This is a genomic window from Xanthomonas sp. CFBP 8151 (assembly GCF_011761885.1).
GTDB classification, from domain to species: Bacteria; Pseudomonadota; Gammaproteobacteria; order Xanthomonadales; family Xanthomonadaceae; genus Xanthomonas; species Xanthomonas arboricola_B.
This window is the reverse complement of the sequence record NZ_JAASQZ010000001.1, coordinates 1408777-1427740: the sequence shown is the minus strand read 5'-3', so window position 1 is coordinate 1427740 and position 18964 is coordinate 1408777. Positions and strand designations below refer to the sequence as shown.

At 63.1% G+C, this 18964-nt stretch carries 16 protein-coding genes and 1 tRNA gene; 1 reads left to right on the top strand and 16 read right to left on the bottom strand.

Features of this window, described 5'->3' with window-relative positions:
- Window positions 1-5 precede the first annotated feature (5 nt).
- The 15 genes from FHT08_RS06070 to thrS form a co-directional block, all read right to left on the bottom strand.
- Window positions 6-1130, bottom strand: a complete 1125-nt coding sequence (locus FHT08_RS06070) for an acyltransferase family protein (RefSeq protein ID WP_343204132.1) — start codon at window positions 1128-1130, stop codon at window positions 6-8.
- Window positions 1108-2199, bottom strand: coding sequence for an acyltransferase family protein (locus tag FHT08_RS06065; RefSeq protein WP_166774551.1), 1092 nt, complete (start codon window positions 2197-2199; stop codon window positions 1108-1110). Before FHT08_RS06065 ends, FHT08_RS06070 begins: the two co-directional genes overlap by 23 nt.
- Window positions 2196-3482 (bottom strand): polysaccharide biosynthesis protein GumE, encoded by a 1287-nt coding sequence (locus FHT08_RS06060; protein ID WP_166774782.1) that lies wholly within the window; start codon window positions 3480-3482, stop codon window positions 2196-2198. Before FHT08_RS06060 ends, FHT08_RS06065 begins: the two co-directional genes overlap by 4 nt.
- Before the next feature lie 94 nt (window positions 3483-3576).
- Window positions 3577-5031 (bottom strand): undecaprenyl-phosphate glucose phosphotransferase, encoded by a 1455-nt coding sequence (locus tag FHT08_RS06055; protein WP_039522126.1) that lies wholly within the window; start codon window positions 5029-5031, stop codon window positions 3577-3579.
- 243 nt (window positions 5032-5274) lie between these two features.
- Entirely contained in the window at window positions 5275-6714 is a 1440-nt protein-coding gene (locus tag FHT08_RS06050; RefSeq protein ID WP_181100829.1) for a GumC family protein, read from the bottom strand.
- Window positions 6696-7394, bottom strand: a complete 699-nt coding sequence (locus FHT08_RS06045) for a polysaccharide biosynthesis/export family protein (RefSeq protein WP_016903310.1) — start codon at window positions 7392-7394, stop codon at window positions 6696-6698. The genes FHT08_RS06050 and FHT08_RS06045 overlap by 19 nt, the downstream gene beginning before the upstream one ends.
- A 473-nt stretch (window positions 7395-7867) precedes the next feature.
- Window positions 7868-7944, bottom strand: a tRNA-Pro gene (locus FHT08_RS06040).
- Between the two features lie 60 nt (window positions 7945-8004).
- Window positions 8005-8361: a MerR family transcriptional regulator gene (locus tag FHT08_RS06035; protein ID WP_005995911.1), complete on the bottom strand. Its 357-nt coding sequence runs from the start codon at window positions 8359-8361 to the stop codon at window positions 8005-8007.
- The gene (locus FHT08_RS06030; RefSeq protein ID WP_002811076.1) at window positions 8342-8641 is read right to left on the bottom strand and encodes an integration host factor subunit alpha; all 300 of its coding nucleotides are present in this window, start codon (window positions 8639-8641) and stop codon (window positions 8342-8344) included. Before FHT08_RS06030 ends, FHT08_RS06035 begins: the two co-directional genes overlap by 20 nt.
- Before the next feature lie 21 nt (window positions 8642-8662).
- On the bottom strand, window positions 8663-11041 hold the full coding sequence (gene pheT / locus FHT08_RS06025) for a phenylalanine--tRNA ligase subunit beta (protein WP_166774550.1): 2379 nt from the start codon (window positions 11039-11041) through the stop codon (window positions 8663-8665).
- A 125-nt stretch (window positions 11042-11166) separates the two neighbouring features.
- Complete coding sequence (gene pheS / locus FHT08_RS06020) at window positions 11167-12162, bottom strand: phenylalanine--tRNA ligase subunit alpha (protein ID WP_104606496.1); 996 nt, start codon at window positions 12160-12162, stop codon at window positions 11167-11169.
- Between the two features lie 261 nt (window positions 12163-12423).
- Window positions 12424-12783 carry a 50S ribosomal protein L20 gene (gene rplT / locus FHT08_RS06015; protein WP_003484828.1) on the bottom strand — a complete coding sequence of 120 codons (360 nt, stop codon included), beginning with the start codon at window positions 12781-12783 and terminating at the stop codon, window positions 12424-12426.
- A 10-nt stretch (window positions 12784-12793) separates the two neighbouring features.
- Entirely contained in the window at window positions 12794-12991 is a 198-nt protein-coding gene (gene rpmI, locus FHT08_RS06010; protein WP_002811096.1) for a 50S ribosomal protein L35, read from the bottom strand.
- Between the two features lie 240 nt (window positions 12992-13231).
- Window positions 13232-13759 (bottom strand): translation initiation factor IF-3, encoded by a 528-nt coding sequence (gene infC, locus FHT08_RS06005; protein WP_304941635.1) that lies wholly within the window; start codon window positions 13757-13759, stop codon window positions 13232-13234.
- Between the two features lie 63 nt (window positions 13760-13822).
- Window positions 13823-15727: a threonine--tRNA ligase gene (gene thrS / locus FHT08_RS06000; protein WP_104536910.1), complete on the bottom strand. Its 1905-nt coding sequence runs from the start codon at window positions 15725-15727 to the stop codon at window positions 13823-13825.
- Between the two features lie 325 nt (window positions 15728-16052).
- Here thrS and FHT08_RS05995 point away from each other — a divergent pair, with 325 nt between their 5' ends.
- Entirely contained in the window at window positions 16053-17174 is a 1122-nt protein-coding gene (locus tag FHT08_RS05995; protein ID WP_104536908.1) for a LacI family DNA-binding transcriptional regulator, read from the top strand.
- 121 nt (window positions 17175-17295) lie between these two features.
- Here FHT08_RS05995 and FHT08_RS05990 read toward each other — a convergent pair whose 3' ends face one another.
- Complete coding sequence (locus FHT08_RS05990; protein ID WP_166774781.1) at window positions 17296-18957, bottom strand: alpha-amylase family glycosyl hydrolase; 1662 nt, start codon at window positions 18955-18957, stop codon at window positions 17296-17298.
- Window positions 18958-18964 lie beyond the last annotated feature (7 nt).

Sequence of the window (18964 nt, the reverse complement as noted above, 5' to 3'; positions counted from 1 at the left end):
GCTCGTCATTTACGTTTCAATCCCAACATCCATGGCGCAACGCGCATCAGCACCGCACGCATCGGCACACTGACAGCGACAGCAAACGCGCTCAGACCCATCGCCCAGGCCGGTGTGCCGATCAGGCTGCGAGCGGTCACGCCCGTTCGTGCCACCACACTGGTGAGCACCAGAAACACCAATGTGTGCGTGCACAGGATCAGCAAGGTATTGCCACCGATCCACTGCAGCCAACGCCGCTGTCGAACGAAGTACGCCACACACAATGTCATTGCGGTACCCAGCAGGCTGACCAGCAGGAACACCGCAGCGGAACGCCCGAACTGCAGATTGTTCACATCCACCTGCCCGTTCCATCCGGCCAGCCACCACCACGCTGCCGCCAGCACCGGCAGTGCCGGCGCCCAGAAAGAGGCGCCAAGCGCCCGCAGTGGATCGGCATAGCGCGACAGCCATCCGCCCACGGCGATGAAGAACAGCGCAACAGGCAATACATCCAGCGCCAACGGCAGCCGCAGGTGCACTGACGGAAACCAGCCCGCCCATGCCGAGGCGAGCAACAGACTGGCTGCAGCCAGGGCCGCCGTCGTCAGGCGCGTGCGCAAGGCGAGATAGGCCAGCGTGGTGACGAACAAGGCCGGCAGGAACCACAACGCCGGAAGCACGTACAGGCGTGTGCCGTTGGCCCAGAACAGGCCGACAAACGGATCCCACCACGGCAGCACATGCGATGGATGCGGCGCGCGGCTGGTCACTCCCATCAGCAACCAGCAGGCGTAGGCCACCATGAAAAACGCGACATAGGGAACCAGCAACGTGCGCGCCAACTTCGCGATCGTCGCCACCGTCAATGCGCGGTGGCCGAAGCGCTCGCCCACCCAGCCGGACAGCACGAAAAACAGCGGCACATGAAAACTGTAGGCGAACAACTTGTAGCCGGCCGGCATGCCGTTGGCATGCCCCAACACCACCAGGACGATGGCCAGCGCCTTTGCGGCATCGATCTGCCAATCGCGGGTCAACGCAGGCGCCGGTGCGGCCTTGGCGCCCAGGCCGCCGTGCCCGGCCGCGTCGGAATACGGCGCGGTGGTCATGGTGCAGCGCCGCTCATGCCGCCACCGGGCGGGCACCCAGGGTCCACGGCGCAAAACGCATCAGCAACCAGCGCAGCGGCACGCACGCGAGCAGCGCAAATACCGTCACGAACACTGCCCAGCCGAGCCCCGGACGCGAGGCACCGAATCCGCCGGCCAGCGCCGCGACACCGGAGAGCACGAAGAACACCAGCATGTGGGTGCACAGGATCAGCAAGGTATTGCGGCCGATCCACTGTATCCAGGCCCAGCCCTGCACCAACCGTGCGGCACAGATCACCATCAGTGAGCCGAGTACTGCGCTGACCACAAACCCGGCGTGGTTGCGGCCGAACTCCAGCATGTTGACGTCGATCCGGCCATTACGATCAGCCAGCCAGGCCACCGGCAGCGCCAGCAATACCGTCGCCAGCGCGCTCACCGGCAAGGAGGTCGGCAGACGTGCAGAAACGTGGATCAACAGGGCGCCCAGCGCATAAAAGCACAGCGACACCGGCAGGACGTCCAGGCCAAAAAAAAGTCGCACTTGCTGGCCCGGAAACCAGCGCATCCAGCACCAGGCCAGGATCAACGATGCCACCGCGATCACCACCGGCGACATCCAGCGGCGCAACACCACATAGCTCAGCACCGTCACCAGCATCACCGGCAGGAACCACAACGGGGGCTGCACATACAAATCGGGGCCGATGCCGGTGAACATCGCCACGATCGGCTCCCACCACGGGTGGCTTCCCCAGCGCGCCGCCTTCTCGCCGATGTTGCGCGTCAGCAACCAATATGCGTAACCGAGCAGATAGAACGTCACATACGGCAGCAACAAACTGCGTGCCTGCTTGCCGATGGTCTGCGGCAAGCCGGTGGTCCGCGACGCATAGCCCGCCGCCAGCCAACCGGACACCATGAAAAACAGCGGCACGTGAAAGCTGTAGGCAAACAACGTCATTGCATGCGGCACGCCCTTGGCGTGGCAGAACACCACCAGCAGAATCGCCAGGGCCTTGGCGGCGTCGATACGCGGGTCGCGGCTGCGCCCGCCGGTGGCAACGGACGCGCCGGCGACCGGTGCGACCGGCCGGGGTGCCTGCGTTGCCGCCACACTCATCGCGCGCCTCCTGCGGACAGTGGCAATCGCGCCGCGTCGTCGGCCGGATCCTGTCCGGGCAGGCGCGCAGCGGTTGCAGCAGACCAGGTCGGCAGCATGTGCCACAGGCAGCCGCACACGAACCACCACAATGCAGACGTCTTGATCGAAAAATAGCCGTTGGATACCAGCAGGCTCAGTGCGAACGCAAAGATCGCCAGGTTCTTGAACAGCTGCCCTTCCTTGCTCGGCATCAACAACAGGAATGAATACGACAGCAGGAATGCGAGCACGCCGACGATCGACTGCGATGCGATGAAGTAGGCGATGCCACTGTCGAAGTAACGATACGCCTGCGCAAAATCCAGACCCATCCACGAGTTGAAGGACAGGTTATTCATCGAATTGACTGTGAAAAATACCCGGCCCATCGTGGTGTCCTGATAGGCGCTGATTCCGGTGATCCACACCAGCAACCACGCAGTCATGATCACGATCAGAAAAATCAGGAACGCCAGCCGTTGATCCAGACGTTTCAACAGCGGCGACAACAGCACCATCAATACGCAGGTGCCCGCCGCGAGTCGGCCATCGGAGGCCACGATCATGAAACCGATCAAACCGACCGATAGAATCAGCATCGCCGGCCGCATCCAGCGCCAGAACACCAACACGATCGCGGTAAAGAAGCAGATGTAGTTACCCATCGTCACCGGCTCGATGAACATCGAGGAGGCGCGGGGAAGATTGGAGCCCGGCAGGAAGTTGCGCTCGCCCGGTCGCGTGGCGCTGACGAACAGGTTGCTGTCTTCGTTCCAGAACCCTTCCGCGCTCATGCCACGTGCGTTGACGAAGAAGCTCTTCGGATTGACCAGATCGCCGTAGGCGCTCGGCATCGCCAGTTCGAACGCTGCAACCAGCGACACGATGATGGTCATCCGCACGAACAGTTTTGGCACCGACCCGGTGTAAGCCGAACCAAGCACCACGAACGCAAACACCACCAACGCGTCGCGGAAGAACTTCGGATCGATCTGCCAGTTCACCAGGAAGCGCACGAACATCAAGGTAACGATCAGCCCCAGTCCGCTGATGATCAATGCGATGCGCTTGCGGCTCTGCGAACCCAACCCGAGCAGGAAACATGCGGCGTAGATGATGAACTCGACTGCGTAGGTGATCACCGGACGTACGGTGAACACATTCGCGTTGATCAGCGCCAGCACCAGGTTATAACCGACGCCGATCAGCAGCGTCAGCTCGATCAGCAGGTTGTGCCAGCGAACGCGGGCCTCGTCGCTCATTCGGATCAGCATGCAGACGCCTGCTTGAAGGGGACGGCTGCGATGCAGCCGCCCGCGGCGCCCAGCGCGCCAGGTCGCACACTCCCCGCCATCATCAGTACGCGGTCTTCTGTCCGAGCACACGTACTGCGGTCAGCACGATGATGCGGATATCCAGCCACAACGACCAGCGACGGATGTAGTCCAGGTCGTACTGAATGCGCTTCTTCATCGTGCGCAGCTCCGGAGTTTCGCCACGGAATCCATTGACCTGCGCCCAACCGGTGATGCCCGGCTTGACATAATGGCGCTGCATGTAGTGATTGATCAGCTTTTCGTAATGGGTGTTGTGCTGCGCGGCATGCGGGCGCGGCCCCACGATCGACATGCTGCCACCGAGCACGTTGAAGATCTGCGGCAACTCGTCCAGGCTGCTGCGGCGCAGGAACGCACCGAAACGGGTAATACGGGTATCGTTCTTGGTCGCCTGCTGAATGGTGGTGCCATGGTCGTCATGCACGCGCATTGAGCGGAACTTGAACATGTAGAACTCGCGCCCACCCAGACCATGGCGACGCTGGCGGAAGAACACCGGACCAGGCGAGCTCATCTTCACACCGACGGCGATCGCTGCCATCAGCGGCCACAGCCCCATCAGCGCGATCACGGCCAGGATCTTGTCCTGCAAGGCCTTGGCGACCACGAAGTAGTTGTCGCGATCCACGCCGCCCTGGCGCAGGTTGATCACCGGCACATTGCCGATCTGCTCGCCGGACTGGTTCAACAGACCGAAGTCGAACAGGTCCGGAACCAGCTTCACGTTGATCGGATAGCGATCCAGACGCTGCAGCAACTGCTTGATGTGGTCACGTTCGCCCAGCGGCAGCGAGATCCATACCTGCTCGACCTGGTTGTCTTTCAGATACTCGATCAGCGCGTCCGGATCGCCCAAGCACGGCAACGACTGACGCTGCTCGGTCACGGCGATGTCGTACGGCGTGCGGAAGTAGCCGACCAGGTTCATGCCGACCCAGGGATTGCGGCTGAGGTAGTGATTGATCTTCATCACCGGATGGCGCAAACCCACCACCACCACGCGTTGCACGTCCACCCCCTGGGTGCGCAGGTGATTCAGGAAGCCGCGCAGCACCGTGCGGGCCGCCACCAACGAAGCCAGCCCACCGACAAACCACAGGCCAATCCAGCCGCGCGAGACCTGCTCACCCACTTGCACGATCAGTGCGTGCACCGCGAACAGCGCAAACACGCCGCCAAAGGCACCACCCAGCACCATCAGCTCGCTCAACAGTCCGCGACCGCGCCAGCTGCGATACAGCGGGAACAGCGCAAAGCAGATCACCGAATACAACAGCGTGGTGGCGATGGCGACCCGGTACGGTGCCGCAGGCACCCAGGAGCCGAAGACGATGCGATAAGCGATCAGCCCGGAGACCACGACCATGGTGAGGTCGAAGACGCGCAGGACCAGGTCGGCTGCAGCCGAATACTTGGACAACAATCGCGGCGAGGATGTGGTGTAAGTCGCGCTACTCAAGTCTGCCAAAAGCATGGGGATGTCCTCCAAACTCGATACGGCGCATGCGGGGGAACATACGAATCGCACGCGAGCTTTCAATCATCTCCGTCGAACGATCACCGCGGTAATACCTACCGACCCCAGATCGCACGACAGCCCTTTGTTTCAACAGAGACAAACTTTCAAACGAAGGAGCCCGAAACATACGGGATCCACCCTTTTCCACGCTGAATCAGTTGTCACTTCAATTAACCATCGTTGTGCAACACGACGATGTCAGTCCAGCCGCGTCTGCGCTGCCGTGCCACGCAGGAAGTAGCGCACAAGAGCCACAGCCACGCCCAGGAATACGCCAAAGATGAAGCCCAACGCGAGGTTCAATTTGAGTTTCGGCGAAGTCTTCGACGTAGGCACGTCTGCGGTATCGACGATGGTCACGTTGTTGGATCCGACGTTGCTCGCCACACCGATCTCCTTGTAGCGCTGCAGGAGCGCATCGTAGAGCTGGCGGTTGGTATCGACGTCGCGCTTGAGCATGTTGTAGCGGATGCTGCGGCTCTGCAGGTCCAGCTCATCGGTCCGCAGTCCGGCGATGCGCTGGTTGAGCAACTGCTCCTGATGCACCGACGCGTCGTACGTCGCCTTGAGCGACTGGCGGATATTGATGACCTCGCCATTGATCTGGCGACGCGACTCTTCGATCTGCGCCTTCAGGCGCTGCATTTCCGGATAGTCCGGCTTGAAGGTCGACAGCTTCTGCTGATAATCGGTGTTCAAGCGGATCTGCTCGCCGCGCAGGCTCTGAATCAGCGGGTTGCTCAGCACCTGTGGCAGCGACATCGCGTCACCGCTGCTGACTTGACGCCAGGCGGCCTCTGCCTTGATGCGGGTGTCCTGCGCCGATGCCAACATCGCATTGAGGTCGCTCAGGTTCTGTGCCGGAAGCGACGGCTTGTCGTCGCCTACCGACACGATCTGCTCGTCGGTGGAATAGGAGACCAGATCCTTTTCCGAGTCCTCCACCTTGTCGCGCAACTGCTCCAGGCGCTCGGCCAGGAACTTGGTCGCGAACGACGATGCCTTGATGCGGCGTTCCTGGGTACTGACAATGAACACCTTGGTGTAGGTGTTGGCGATCTTGGCAGCCAGCACCGGATCCGGCGAATCGTAATTGACGTAGACCAGACGCGAATTGAGGATCGGCTCGACCACCAGTCCGGCCAGCAGGGTATCGGTCAGGCTGCGCTCGACGATCGCCTGACGCGAGTCGACCGACTTACCGGCTTCCGGATTCTTGGCAGCGGCCTTCTCAAGCGCTTCGTCGACCTGCTGCTTGAATGCCGGCTCCTGATCGAGCTTGGCTTCGCGGATCACCGCGCGGGCCAACGAACGGCTCTGCAGCAGCTGGTACTGGGTCTGGTAGAAATCGCGATCCTGCGGTGATTCCACCGGCATCAGATTGTCGACATTCACCACGTTGAGCGAGTCGCGCTCGATCTGCAGCGTGCTGGTGGCGCGGTATTTTTCCGGCATCAGCAGGGTGACGCCAAGAGCCAGCGCCACTGCCGCGGCGGTGATCAGAATGATCAGCCAGCGCTGCGACACCAGCGCGCGCCAGTAGTCGAGCAAGCCGACGTCGGCCACCTCAAGATGCCCATGACGATGAGACGGGGAGGAACGATTGTCTGAATTCATGCTCATCGGTAAGCGCGCCACACCATCACAAGGGGGGTCAGTTCCAACATGGTGCGCAGCCAGACGCGTGCGTCCGAGCGGTACACCACCACGATGTCGCCGCCGTAGATCTCAGGGTCCGGGTTGGCCCCCTTCTCGATCTGGGTCAGATCGAATCTGGCGATCATCTTTTGCCCGTTGACGGTGCGGAACACAATGACGTTGCCGCGGCTGGCCACCGTGCTGACACCCTTGGCCTGCGCGATGGCCTGCTGCAGGGTCAGGTTGGCGCCGATCACCGGATAGATACCCGGCTCGTCAACCGCACCGGTCACCGTGACCCGGCGACCATTGGATTCCTGCACGAACACCGACACCTGCGGCTGTTGCAGATAGCCGGCGGCGTAGCGTTCTGCCACCAGTTTTTCCAGCTCTCCGACGCCCAGACCGGCCGCCTTGACGTCGCCGATCAACGGCAGCGAGATGTGGCCGTTCTGATCGATGCGGACCTGCCGCTCCAGATCGTCGACCTGGAACACCTTGAACAACAGCAAGTCGCCTGGGGCGAGTCGATACTCCGGCTGCACTGCGGACATCGCCAGCGGATCCGGAAGCGGCAGGGAATCCGCCATCTTCGGACCAGTGCTGCATGCACCCAGTGCCATCGAGCAGATCAACGCCAGGCTGAGGCCTTGGCAAAATCGTCCGATCAGTTTTTTCATGCGTGTGGCTGGCTGCCTCGGTTGGGTGGGACAGGACCTCGCGCAGCACTCGACCGGCCAACGCGCCAGCAAGAACGTACGACAGAGAAATTCATCCCAAGATGCTCGGGATCACGACGGGTGTGACGTGTTGCAGTGCACTATGGCATAGAACCAACGCATCGCAAGACACTGCTCGCCATTTTTTTGACGGCGTTGGCCTATTGATTCAAGTTCGTCGTTGCCGCGTTAACAAAACGTGATCCACGTACTGATCCGACGCTAATGTTTTAGAGCATTTTCGGATACTTAGCAGCGTTCCGTGATCCAGGTCCACGTCGCATAGAACCGCACACAAACGGGCTCGACCGGTGGTTTCATGCTGCTGTGCAGTATGCCGATGGACATACCGTGTCACGTACCTGACAGGCCCGGAGTCGCATGTTGCGACGCAACAAAAAAGCCCATGTCCGTGAAGACATGGGCTCCGTATTTGGTCGGGGTAGCCGGATTCGAACCGACGACCACTAGTCCCCCAGACTAGTGCGCTACCAGGCTGCGCTATACCCCGAAGATGTTGCATCCGCCGCAATGGCGGCCTGCCATTATAGCGGCTTTGTGAAGCGTTTTCCTAGCGGCGCAACAGTTGCAGGACCTCTTCCAGTTCCATACGCACCTGCTTGATGATCTGGTTGCTCAGTGCCGACTCGCTCTTGGCGCCATCGCCTTCCAGACGCAGGCGTGCGCCGCCGATGGTGTAGCCCTGCTCGTACAGCAGGCCACGAATCTGGCGCACCATCAGCACGTCGTGGCGCTGGTAGTAGCGCCGGTTGCCGCGCCGCTTGACCGGTTCCAGGCTCGGAAATTCGGTTTCCCAATAGCGCAGCACATGCGGCTTGACGTCGCACAGCTCGCTGACTTCGCCGATGGTGAAGTAGCGCTTGGCCGGGATTGGCGGTAGTTCGCGATTACTGCCCGGATCCAGCATAAGCCTCCACCCGCTCCTTGAGCTTCTGGCCCGGACGGAAGGTCACCACCGTGCGCGCCGAGATCGGAATTTCCTCGCCGGTCTTGGGATTGCGACCGGGCCGTTGATTCTTGCGCCGCAGATCGAAGTTGCCGAAACCGGACAGCTTCACCTGACGGCCCTGCTCCAGCGCATCGCGCAGCACATCGAAGAACGCGTCGACAAATTCCTTTGCCTCGCGCTTGTTCAGACCGACCTCGTCGAACAGACGTTCGGCCATCTCCGCTTTCGTCAATGCCATGCCAATCCCCTGGTTACCGCCTCAACTCCGGATCCGGGCGCGGTGCTCGCGCTCGATCACGGCCACTGCATCGGCAACGACTGCGTCGACGTCCCGGTCGGTGAGAGTGCGCGAGTTATCCTGCAAAATCAAGCCCATAGCCAGACTCTTGAAACCTGGCTCGACCCCCTGCCCGACATAGCGGTCGAACAGCTGCACCTCGCGCAGCAACGGCCCGACGGTGGTGCGCACGCTGCTCGACAGCGCCGCCCAGCTCACCTCTTCCGGCACCAGGAAGGCCAGATCGCGACGTACCGAGGGGAACCGCGACAGCTCGCCGGCACGCGGCAGCGCACGTTTGACCAACGCCGTCAGTTCCAGCTCGAACGCGATCACATCCACGTCGATGTCCAACGCCTTGGCCAGGCGCGGATGCACCTGCCCGATCCAGCCGATGCAGACGCCGTCGCGATGGATGTCGGCCGAGCGCCCCGGATGCCCGAAGGGCCGGGCAGAAGGCTGGAACTCCAGCACCGCGCCACTGGCCGCGGCCAGCGCCATCAGGTCGCCCTTCAGATCATGGAAGTCCACCTTGCGCGCGGGCTCGCCCCACTGCAGCGCCAGGGCATCGCCACACACGGCCGCGGCGACATGCTGCGACTCCTGTGGGGCAGCGCCGGCGTCGGATGCGGCCGCGAACACCTTTCCCAGCTCGAACAGGCGCACCCGCCCGGCCTGGCGGGCGGCATTGCGGCCCAGCGTCGCCACCAGGCCCGGCAACAGGCGCGGACGCATGATCGCAAGCTCGGCGCTGAGCGGATTGGCCAACGGCACCAGGCCGTCGCTCAGCTGCCAGCGCTGCAGCAAGGTAGCGTCGACGAAAGCGTAGTTGATGGTTTCCTGCAGCTCGCGCGCCACCAGCTGGCGCCGCACGCTGAGCTCATCGAGCTGGGTTTCGCTCGGCATCGCAATCCGGCTCGCCCCACCCGGCAGCGTGGTCGGCACGCGGTCGTACCCGTGGATACGCGCCAGTTCCTCGATCAGATCCTCTTCGATGGCGATATCGAAGCGACGGCTCGGCGCCATCACCTGCCAGCCTTCGGCAACCGACTCGAGCTGCATGCCGAGCGCGCCCAGAATGCGCACGACCTCGGCATCGTCGATCTGGATACCGAGCACGCGCGCGATCCGCACACGCCGCAACAGGATGCGCGACGGCTGCGGCAGATGCTGCGGCAATTGCGCATGCACGACCGGGCCGGGCGTACCACCGGCCAGTTCCAGCACCAGCCGCGTCGCCACTTCGATCGCTTGCGGCGGCAATGCCGGATCCACACCACGCTCGAAGCGATGGCCGGCATCGGTATGCAGACCGAACTTGCGGCCACGCCCCATGATCGCGGCCGGATCGAAGTACGCCGACTCCAGGAACACGTTGCGCGTGGTCTCGGTGACGCGGGTATCCAGGCCGCCCATCAGACCGGCCAATGCGATCGGGCGGTCGGCATCGGTGATGGTCAGGAAGCTGTCGTCCAGCGTGACCTGACGCCCGTCCAGCAATGCCAGCTGCTCGCCGCCGCGCGAGTGGCGTACGCCGATCGGGCCTTGCAGCGTATCCAGATCGAACGCATGCATCGGCTGGCCAAGTTCCAGCATCACGTACTGGGTGATGTCCACCAGCAGCGAAACCGGACGCACGCCGCTGCGACGCAGCCGCTCGGCCAGCCACACCGGCGTTTTCACGGCCGGGTCGATGCCTTCGATCACCCGTCCGCAATAACGCGGCGCGGCGTTGCCGGCATGCAATTCCACCGCCAGTGTGCGCGTCGACACCGGCGCCACCGCACCGGCATCGAAGGCCACCACTTCACTGGCGCAGGCGGCCGCCACATCGAAGGCGATGCCGCGCACACTGAAGCAGTCGGCGCGATTGGGCGTCAGCTTGATCTCGATGCTGGCATCGGGCAGGCCCAGATACTCGGCCAGCGCCTGACCCACCGGCGCATCGTCGGGCAGCTCGAACAGACCGGACGCATCGCTGTCCAGCCCCAGCTCCTTGGCCGAGCACAGCATCCCGTTGGACGCCACCCCGCGCAGCTTGGCCGCGGTGATGGTGAGCGCGCCGATCTGCGCACCGACCAGCGCCAACGGCGCCAGCAGACCGGCACGCGCGTTGGGCGCGCCACACACGATCTGCAGCAACTCGCCCTGCCCTGCATCGACACTGCAGACCTGCAGACGATCGGCTTCCGGATGACGCACCGCCTCGACGATACGCGCCACCACCACCTGCCCCAGCGCCTCGCCCAACGGCGTGACCTCTTCGACCTCCAGACCGATCGCCGTCAGCGTCGCGGCAAGCTCGTCGCGGCTCGCCTGGATGGGAACGTGGCTGCGCAGCCAATTTTCAGAGAATTTCATGAGGGGCCGGGAATCGGAAATGGAGAATGGGGAACCGCAAAAGCGGGGTGTCGGGCCTGGGGGACGGAATCCAAGGAGCGCGCGGCTCCAACGATTCCCCATTCCCAATTCCCGATTCCCCGCCGTCAGGCGAACTGCCTGAGGAAACGCACATCGTTTTCGAAGAACGCACGCAGGTCGTTGACGCCGTAGCGCAGCATCGCGAAGCGCTCCACGCCCAGGCCGAACGCGAAGCCGGTGTAGCGCTCCGGGTCGATGCCGACGCTGCGCAGCACGTTCGGATGCACCATGCCGCAGCCGAGCACTTCCAGCCAGCGCGTGCTGCCGTCGGGCTGCTGCCAGGCGATGTCCACTTCCGCACCCGGTTCCACGAATGGGAAATAGCTGGGGCGGAAGCGCATTTCGAAATCACGCTCGAAGAACGCCCGCACGAACTCGGACAAGGTGCCCTTGAGATCGGCGAAGTTGGAATGCTCGTCCACCAGCAGGCCTTCGACCTGATGGAACATCGGCGAATGGGTCTGATCCGAGTCGGAGCGATACACCTTGCCGGCCGCGATCATGCGCAGCGGCGGCTTGTGCGCATCCATGTAGCGCACCTGCACGCCGGAAGTATGGGTGCGCAGCAGGCGGCCATCGCCGAAGTAGAACGTATCGTGCATCGCGCGCGCCGGATGGTGCGGCGGAAAGTTCAGGGCTTCGAAGTTGTGCCAGTCGTCCTCGATCTCCGGACCATCGGACAACTCATAGCCCAGGCGCGCAAAGATCTCGACGATGCGCTCGAGCGTGCGCGTGACCGGGTGCAATCCGCCACGTTCGCCGCGACGACCCGGCAAGGTGACATCGATCCGCTCGCCGGCCAGACGTGCATCCAGTGCGGCGTTTTCCAGCGTGTGCTTGCGCTCGGACAACGCAGCGGTCAGCGCATCGCGCGACAGGTTGATCGCTTCGCCAGCGGCCTTTCGCTGATCGGCCGGCAGCGTGCCGAGCTGCTTGAGCTGGGCGGTGATGCTGCCACTCTTGCCCAGCAGTGCGACGCGCAAGGCTTCCAGTTGGTCCGGCGTCTGCGCGGCGGCGACATCGGCCAGCGCACGCTCGGTCAGGGATTGAATCTCACTCATTGCACTCGCGCCTCAACTGCGTCAACCGAACGGTGTTTCCGGGTGCACCGGAACGCATTGCCACTCAAATTTCATCTTGCCAGGCATCCAACCAGCGATGCCGGCCATCCAAAACGCAAAAGGGGAAGGACTCGCGCCCTTCCCCCCGCATATCTGCTTGCCCTCGCCGAAGGCCTGTACACCAACGGTGCAAGCCCCCTCGAGAAACTACCCCTTGAAAAGTCCGCACATGATGTGCGGGCTCTTGCACGGGACCTGCATTTACGCCGCCAGCGCGCCCTTGGCCTTCTCAGCCAGCGCGGCAAAGCCGGCGGCGTCGTGCACGGCGATATCAGCCAGCACCTTACGGTCCAGGGTGATGCCAGCCTTGAGCAGGCCATTCATGAAACGGCTGTAGCTCAAGCCGTTGATGCGGGCAGCCGCATTGATGCGGGTGATCCACAACGAACGGAAATTACGCTTCTTCTGCTTGCGGCCAATGTAGGCGTATTGCTGCGCCTTGATGACTGCCTGCTTGGCAACGCGGAAGACCTTGCGGCGAGCGTTGTAGTAGCCCTTCGCCAGGGTCAGAATTTTCTTGTGGCGGCGACGCGCCTGTACGCCACGCTTTACTCGTGCCATGGGTCAGTCCTCAGAGATAGGGAAGCATACGATCGAGACGGCCAGCATCTTCGGCACGGACGTGGTTCGTCTGCCGCAGGTTGCGCTTCCGCTTGGTCGCTTTCTTCGTGAGGATATGGCTACGGTTTGCGTGGCCGCACTTGTACTTGCCGGAGGCGGTCTTGCGGAAACGCTTGGCCGCCGCCCGGTTGGTCTTGATCTTGGGCATTGCAATGTCCTTGATGGTGTTTTGTCACTGACCCGGGCGGCAGTCTTGCGACCACGCTTTCCATCCTTGCCCTTGCCTGCTTGTAAGTCCTTGATCGAACACGATCCGGACAGGTCCTGTACCGCTTGCGCGGCGCCCCGGCAAAACCGGGCCGCGCAGTATGCCCGTTAACGGGAATTCTTGCAAATGGCTGCTGTCGCCGGCCTGGCGGACCCATGAGGGCCCGTCCTGGCGCGGGAATCAGATCTTCTTCTTCGGCGCGATCATCATGACCATCTGGCGCCCTTCCAGGCGCGGACGCGACTCGATGACGATGTCGTCGCCCAAGTCGGCCTCGATCCGGGACGCCATCTCGCGCCCAAGTTCCTGGTGGCTCATTTCACGGCCACGGAAGCGGATATTGACCTTGACCTTGTCGCCCTCCTCCAGGAAGCGGCGCATGTTGCGCAGCTTGATCTGATAGTCGCCCTCGTCCGTGACCGGACGGAACTTGAGTTCCTTGATCTCGACCTGCTTGGTCTTCTTCTTGGCCTCGTTGGCCTTTTTCTGCTGCTCGAACTTGAACTTGCCGAAATCCATGATCTTGCAGACCGGCGGATCGGCCTGCGGCTGGATTTCGACCAGGTCCAGGCCTTCTTCCTCGGCCTTGGCGAGCGCTTCGTCGCGCGACAACACGCCGACCATCTCACCGTCACTGCCGATCACGCGGACGCGCGGCACACGGATTTCTTGGTTCTTGCGGTTCTGTTTGTTGTCAGGGGTACTGATATTGCAATCTCCCAGGGGAATCGAACCGGCGCATCCGGATCATCCAGACCGGCCGGGGTTGGCTCACGCTGCCTGCTCTGCCTGCAGACGTTCGATGAAGGCCGAAACCGTCATGGTCCCGAGGTCCTCTCCCGAACGTGTCCGCACGGCGACGGCGCCGTTTTCCTTCTCGCGGTCACCGACGACGAGGAGATAAGGGACGCGTTGCAGCGTATGCTCGCGAATCTTATATCCGATCTTCTCGTTACGCAAATCGGCGTTCACACGGAAGCCTTGATTTGCAAGGGTTTTCCGAACCGAGTCGACATAGTCTGCCTGGGCATCGGTGATATTTGCGACAACGACCTGGACCGGGGCGAGCCAGGCCGGGAAGGCGCCGGCGTGGTGTTCGATCAAGATGCCGATGAAACGTTCCATCGAACCAACGATCGCCCGGTGCAGCATGACCGGATGCTTCTTCTGGCTGTGCTCGTCAACGTACTCGGCGCCGAGGCGACCCGGCATCATGAAATCGACCTGCATGGTGCCCAGCTGCCAGGTGCGGCCGATGGCGTCCTTGAGGTGGTACTCGATCTTGGGACCGTAGAAGGCGCCCTCGCCCGGCAGCTCCTGCCATTCCACCCCGCACACGCCCAGCGCGCTGCGCAGCGCGGCTTCGGCCTTGTCCCAGGTGACGTCGTCGCCCAGGCGCTTTTCCGGGCGCAGCGCGATCTTGATCTCGATGTCGTCAAAGCCGAACGCGGTGTAGACCGCCAGTGCCTGCTGATGGAACGCGGTGACTTCGGCTTCGATCTGCGATTCCAGGCAGAACACGTGCCCGTCGTCCTGGGTGAAGCCGCGCACGCGCAGGATGCCGTGCAGCGCGCCGGAGGGCTCGTTGCGGTGGCAGGCGCCGAACTCGCCATAGCGGATCGGCAGGTCGCGGTAGCTGTGCAGGCCCTGGTTGAACACCTGCACGTGGCCGGGGCAGTTCATCGGCTTGACCGCGTAGGTGCGCTTCTCCGACTCGGTGAAGAACATCGCGTCCTGGTAGTTGTCCCAGTGGCCGGATTTCTGCCACAGCGACACGTCCAGGATCTGCGGGCAACGCACTTCGCCGTAGCCGCTGTCGCGATAGACCTTGCGCATGTACTGCTCGACCACCTGCCACAGCGACCAGCCCTTGGGATGCCAGAACACCAGGCCGGGCGCCTCTTCCTGCAGGTGGAACAGGTCCTGCTGCTTGCCGATGCGGCGATGGTCGCGCTTGTCGGCTTCTTCCATGCGCAGGATGTAGGCGTCCAGCTGTTTCTTGTCGGCCCAGGCGGTGCCGTAGATGCGCTGCAGCTGCTCGTTCTTGGCATCGCCGCGCCAGTAGGCGCCGGAAATGCGGGTCAGCTTGAAGGCCTTGAGGAAGCGCGTGTTGGGCACGTGCGGGCCGCGGCACATGTCCACGTATTCCTGGTGGTAGTACAGGCCCATCGCGGTGATGTCGTCGGGCATGTCCTCGATCAGGCGCAGCTTGTACTCCTCGCCGCGCTGGGCGAATACCTCGATCACCTCGGCGCGCGGGGTGACCTTCTTGATCACCTCGTAGTCCTGCGCGATCAACTCCTGCATGCGCTGCTCGATCGCGGCCATGTCGTCCGGCGTGAACGGGCGTTCGCTGTAGATGTCGTAGTAGAAGCCTTCGGCGATGACCGGGCCGATCACCATCTTGACCTCCGGGTACAGCTGCTTGACCGCATGCCCGACCAGATGCGCGCAGGAGTGGCGGATGATCTCCACCCCTTCGGCATCCTTGGCGGTGATGATGCGCAAACTGGCATCGTGGTCGATGACGTCGCTGGCATCGACCAGCTGGCCATCGACCTGGCCGGCGATGGTGGCCTTGGCCAGGCCGGCGCCGATCGACTGGGCGACCTGCATCACCGAGACAGGGGATTCGAATTCGCGGCGGCTGCCGTCGGGGAGCGTGATGTTGATCATGGGCAAGGATGAGGTCTGTGCTGGCTGCAGCGCGACGACTGCAAGGGAGATCTGCCCGTTGCGGCGCAGGCTCGGATAGAGGTATGGCGAGAAGTGGGGCGGAACGAACGCCGTACGCGCGCCCTGCGGACTGGCGCGGCCGGAATCAGCGGTGGGCGGTGGTAGTGCTCATGTCGCACGCTGGGCCGGCGCGGGGCGCGGGCCACCTTCTCGCAAGGGGTCTTGGAAGCGAATGGTAAACCAATCAGCCCGCTGTTGCGCATGCCGGCACGGGGCCGGCATGCGCGTGGCATGATGCCGGCCACCTGTGCTGCCAGTACCGACCATGACCATCAAGGGTAAAGCCACCTCGCTGGATATCGCCTACCTGGCCGGCGTGTCGCAACCGACCGTGTCGCGCGCACTGCGCGGCAGCCCGATGGTCAACGAAGAAACCCGCAAGCGCATCCTGCGCATCGCCAACGAATTGAACTACAAGGTCGACAAGAACGCCTCGTCGCTGCGGCTGCGCAATGCCGGCACGCTGGCGCTGCTGTTCTTCGAAGACCCCACCGCCGACGATTCGCTGATCAACCCGTTCTTCCATTCGATGCTGGGCTCGATTACTCGCGCCTGCGCGCTGCAGGGCTACGACCTGCTGGTATCCTTCCAGCAGCTGTCCAAGGACTGGCAGGCCGATTACGAAGACAGCAACAAGGCCGACGGCATCATTCTGCTCGGCTACGGCGATTATCAGCAGTCGCGCCAGCGGTTGCAGTTGCTGGTCGAACAAGGCACCCACTTCGTACGCTGGGGCGCGGCGCTGCCGGGGCAGCCGGGCATTTCGATCGGCAGCGACAATTATCAGGGCGGGCTGGACATCACCGAGCATCTGCTCGCGCAGGGCTGCCGACGCATCGCCTTTCTCGGCCACGCGTCCAATCATTACCCCGAGTTCGAAGAGCGCTACCGCGGCTACGTCGCCGCGCTGAAACAGCAGGCCTTGGTGGCAGATCGCGCGCTGCAGTTCGATGCGATCACCACCGAGTCGTCCGGCCATGCCGCGTGCCTGGAGCTGCTCGACAGCGGCAAGGCGTTCGATGCGGTGTGTGCGGCCAGCGACCTCATTGCGATCGGCGCAATGCGCGCCTTGCGCGAGCGTGGCCTGCGGGTGCCGCAGGATGTGGCAGTAAGCGGCTTCGACGATATCGCATTGGCGGCGTCGGTGGCACCTGCACTGTCGACGGTGCAACAGGACACCAAGCAGGCCGGCACGCTCCTGGTGGAGAGCCTGGTGGCGCTGATCCGCGGCGAAGCGGCGCAGAGCCGCACCATTCCGGTAAAGCTGGCAGTGCGCGACTCCTCGCGTAGCAGCGGCCTGCAACCACCGCTGGGCTGGGGGCCGGCCGGCCCGGAGACCGGCGACCCGGTGGCTGGTCGGGCCGCTGATGGAGCTGTCAGGCGTTGATTCGGGAATTGGGAATTGGGAATCGTGCGCGACAGGCTGCGAGACCATTGATGCCTCGTAGGAGCGCACCCGGGCGCGATTAGGCGTTCCCGGTAATGCCGCGTCGCGCCCGGGTGCGCTCCTACCTGTTGCGGGAATCGCGCGCGGCTTGTTCGGCCATCTGCGCGTCGAGCTGCCTGCGCAAGGCCGGGTCGGTGATCGGCGCGTCCGAGAGCAGCACCCGCACCCCGTGTGCGGGCACCGGCGTCAGCAGCCGACGCTGCACCGGCACCTGCTCGCCACTCATCGCGTCGCGCCAGGTGCCTGGCTGCAGAAAATGCGTCACCTCGATGTTCGCCGCCACATCGCCCTTGTTGAGCAGCACCAGCGCCGTCTGGCTGGTGCCCGCATGCTGATAGACACGGAAGAACGCCGCTTGATCCCCACATAGCAGCACATCCACCTGCACGCCGCGCTGCAATGCCGGGGTATGCCGACGCAACCGCGCGATCTGCTGCAGCGGGCCGAAGATCGGGCTTTGCGGTGCAGTGCGGATGCGCTCGGCACCGAAGTAATTGCGGTTGCCGGCATGTTCGGCACGCCCGCGCATGAAGCCGGTTTCCGAGCCGTAATAGATCACCGGGATGCCGCGCGCGGTAAACAGCCAGTTGTGCGCATCGATGAAGCCGGTGTCGCTGGCATCCAGGCGCGCCATGTCGTGGTTGTCGTAGAAACTCATCAACTCGTACGGATTGGCATACGGTCCCTGGCGCAGAAACAGCGGCGCGGCAAGCTTCTCGAACCCGGCCTGCTCATGCCCGAAGACAGCGGACAGCTGCTGCTTCAACGGGAAATCCAGCACGCTGACGCCGGCATTGCGCGCCCAGGTATGCCCGGCAATCTTGTTGGCGTCGTAATCGAAGGCTTCGCCGAACATGAAGAACCCAGGACGTTTTTCACGGATGCGCGCGACGAAGGCATGCCAGAAACGGTCGGGCATCCAGCCGATGGTGTCGATACGAAACGCGTCGGCGCCCTGCTCCATCCACTGCAGATACGCGCCGGCCAGATAATCGAGCACCGCAGGATTGTTTTCGTTGAGATCGGACAACTCGGCCAGGCCGCCGCCGGTGTTGTAGAACGCGTGCAGCGGAACGTGCTGCGGATCCAGCTGCGCGGGCGGCAGATTCTGGTGATCGGCGAACAGGCGGCCATCGGCGTCGTACAACTTGCCGAAGCCCGGCTGCGCCACCGGCATGCTGTAGGCCGGCGAGCCGTGATTGCCCACGATATCCAGCACGACCTTCAAGCGGTTGGCATGCATGGCGCGGGTGAAGCCGGCAAAGTCCAGCCCTGGGCTGGGCAGATGCTCGTCGAGCTTGTAGAAGTTCACGCCCCAGTAGCCGTGATAGCCGGTCTTGCCGTGGTCGCTGAGCGTACTGCCGCAGCTGATCGGCTTGCCGCCGGTGAAAGCCTCATCCGGATTGTCGACGATCGGCGTGATCCATACCGCGCCGAACCCCAGCTCGCGGATGTAATCGGCATGCTCGACGATGCCCTTGAAGTCGCCCCCCAGGTAACCGATGTTGTCGCCGACCGCATCCGCGCAAGGCGTCGGCACATCGAACGTGCGATGCGCACCGCCCTGGTCGCGCTGATCGTTGCCGGGGTCGCCATTGACGAAACGGTCGGTCACCACGAAATACACCGCGTCGGCAGCGAACGGTTCCAGCGTACCGTAGTAATCGCCATGTGCAGTCGCTGCGTTCGCCGCTCCTGCATACACGATCAGTCCAGCCATCATTACATGA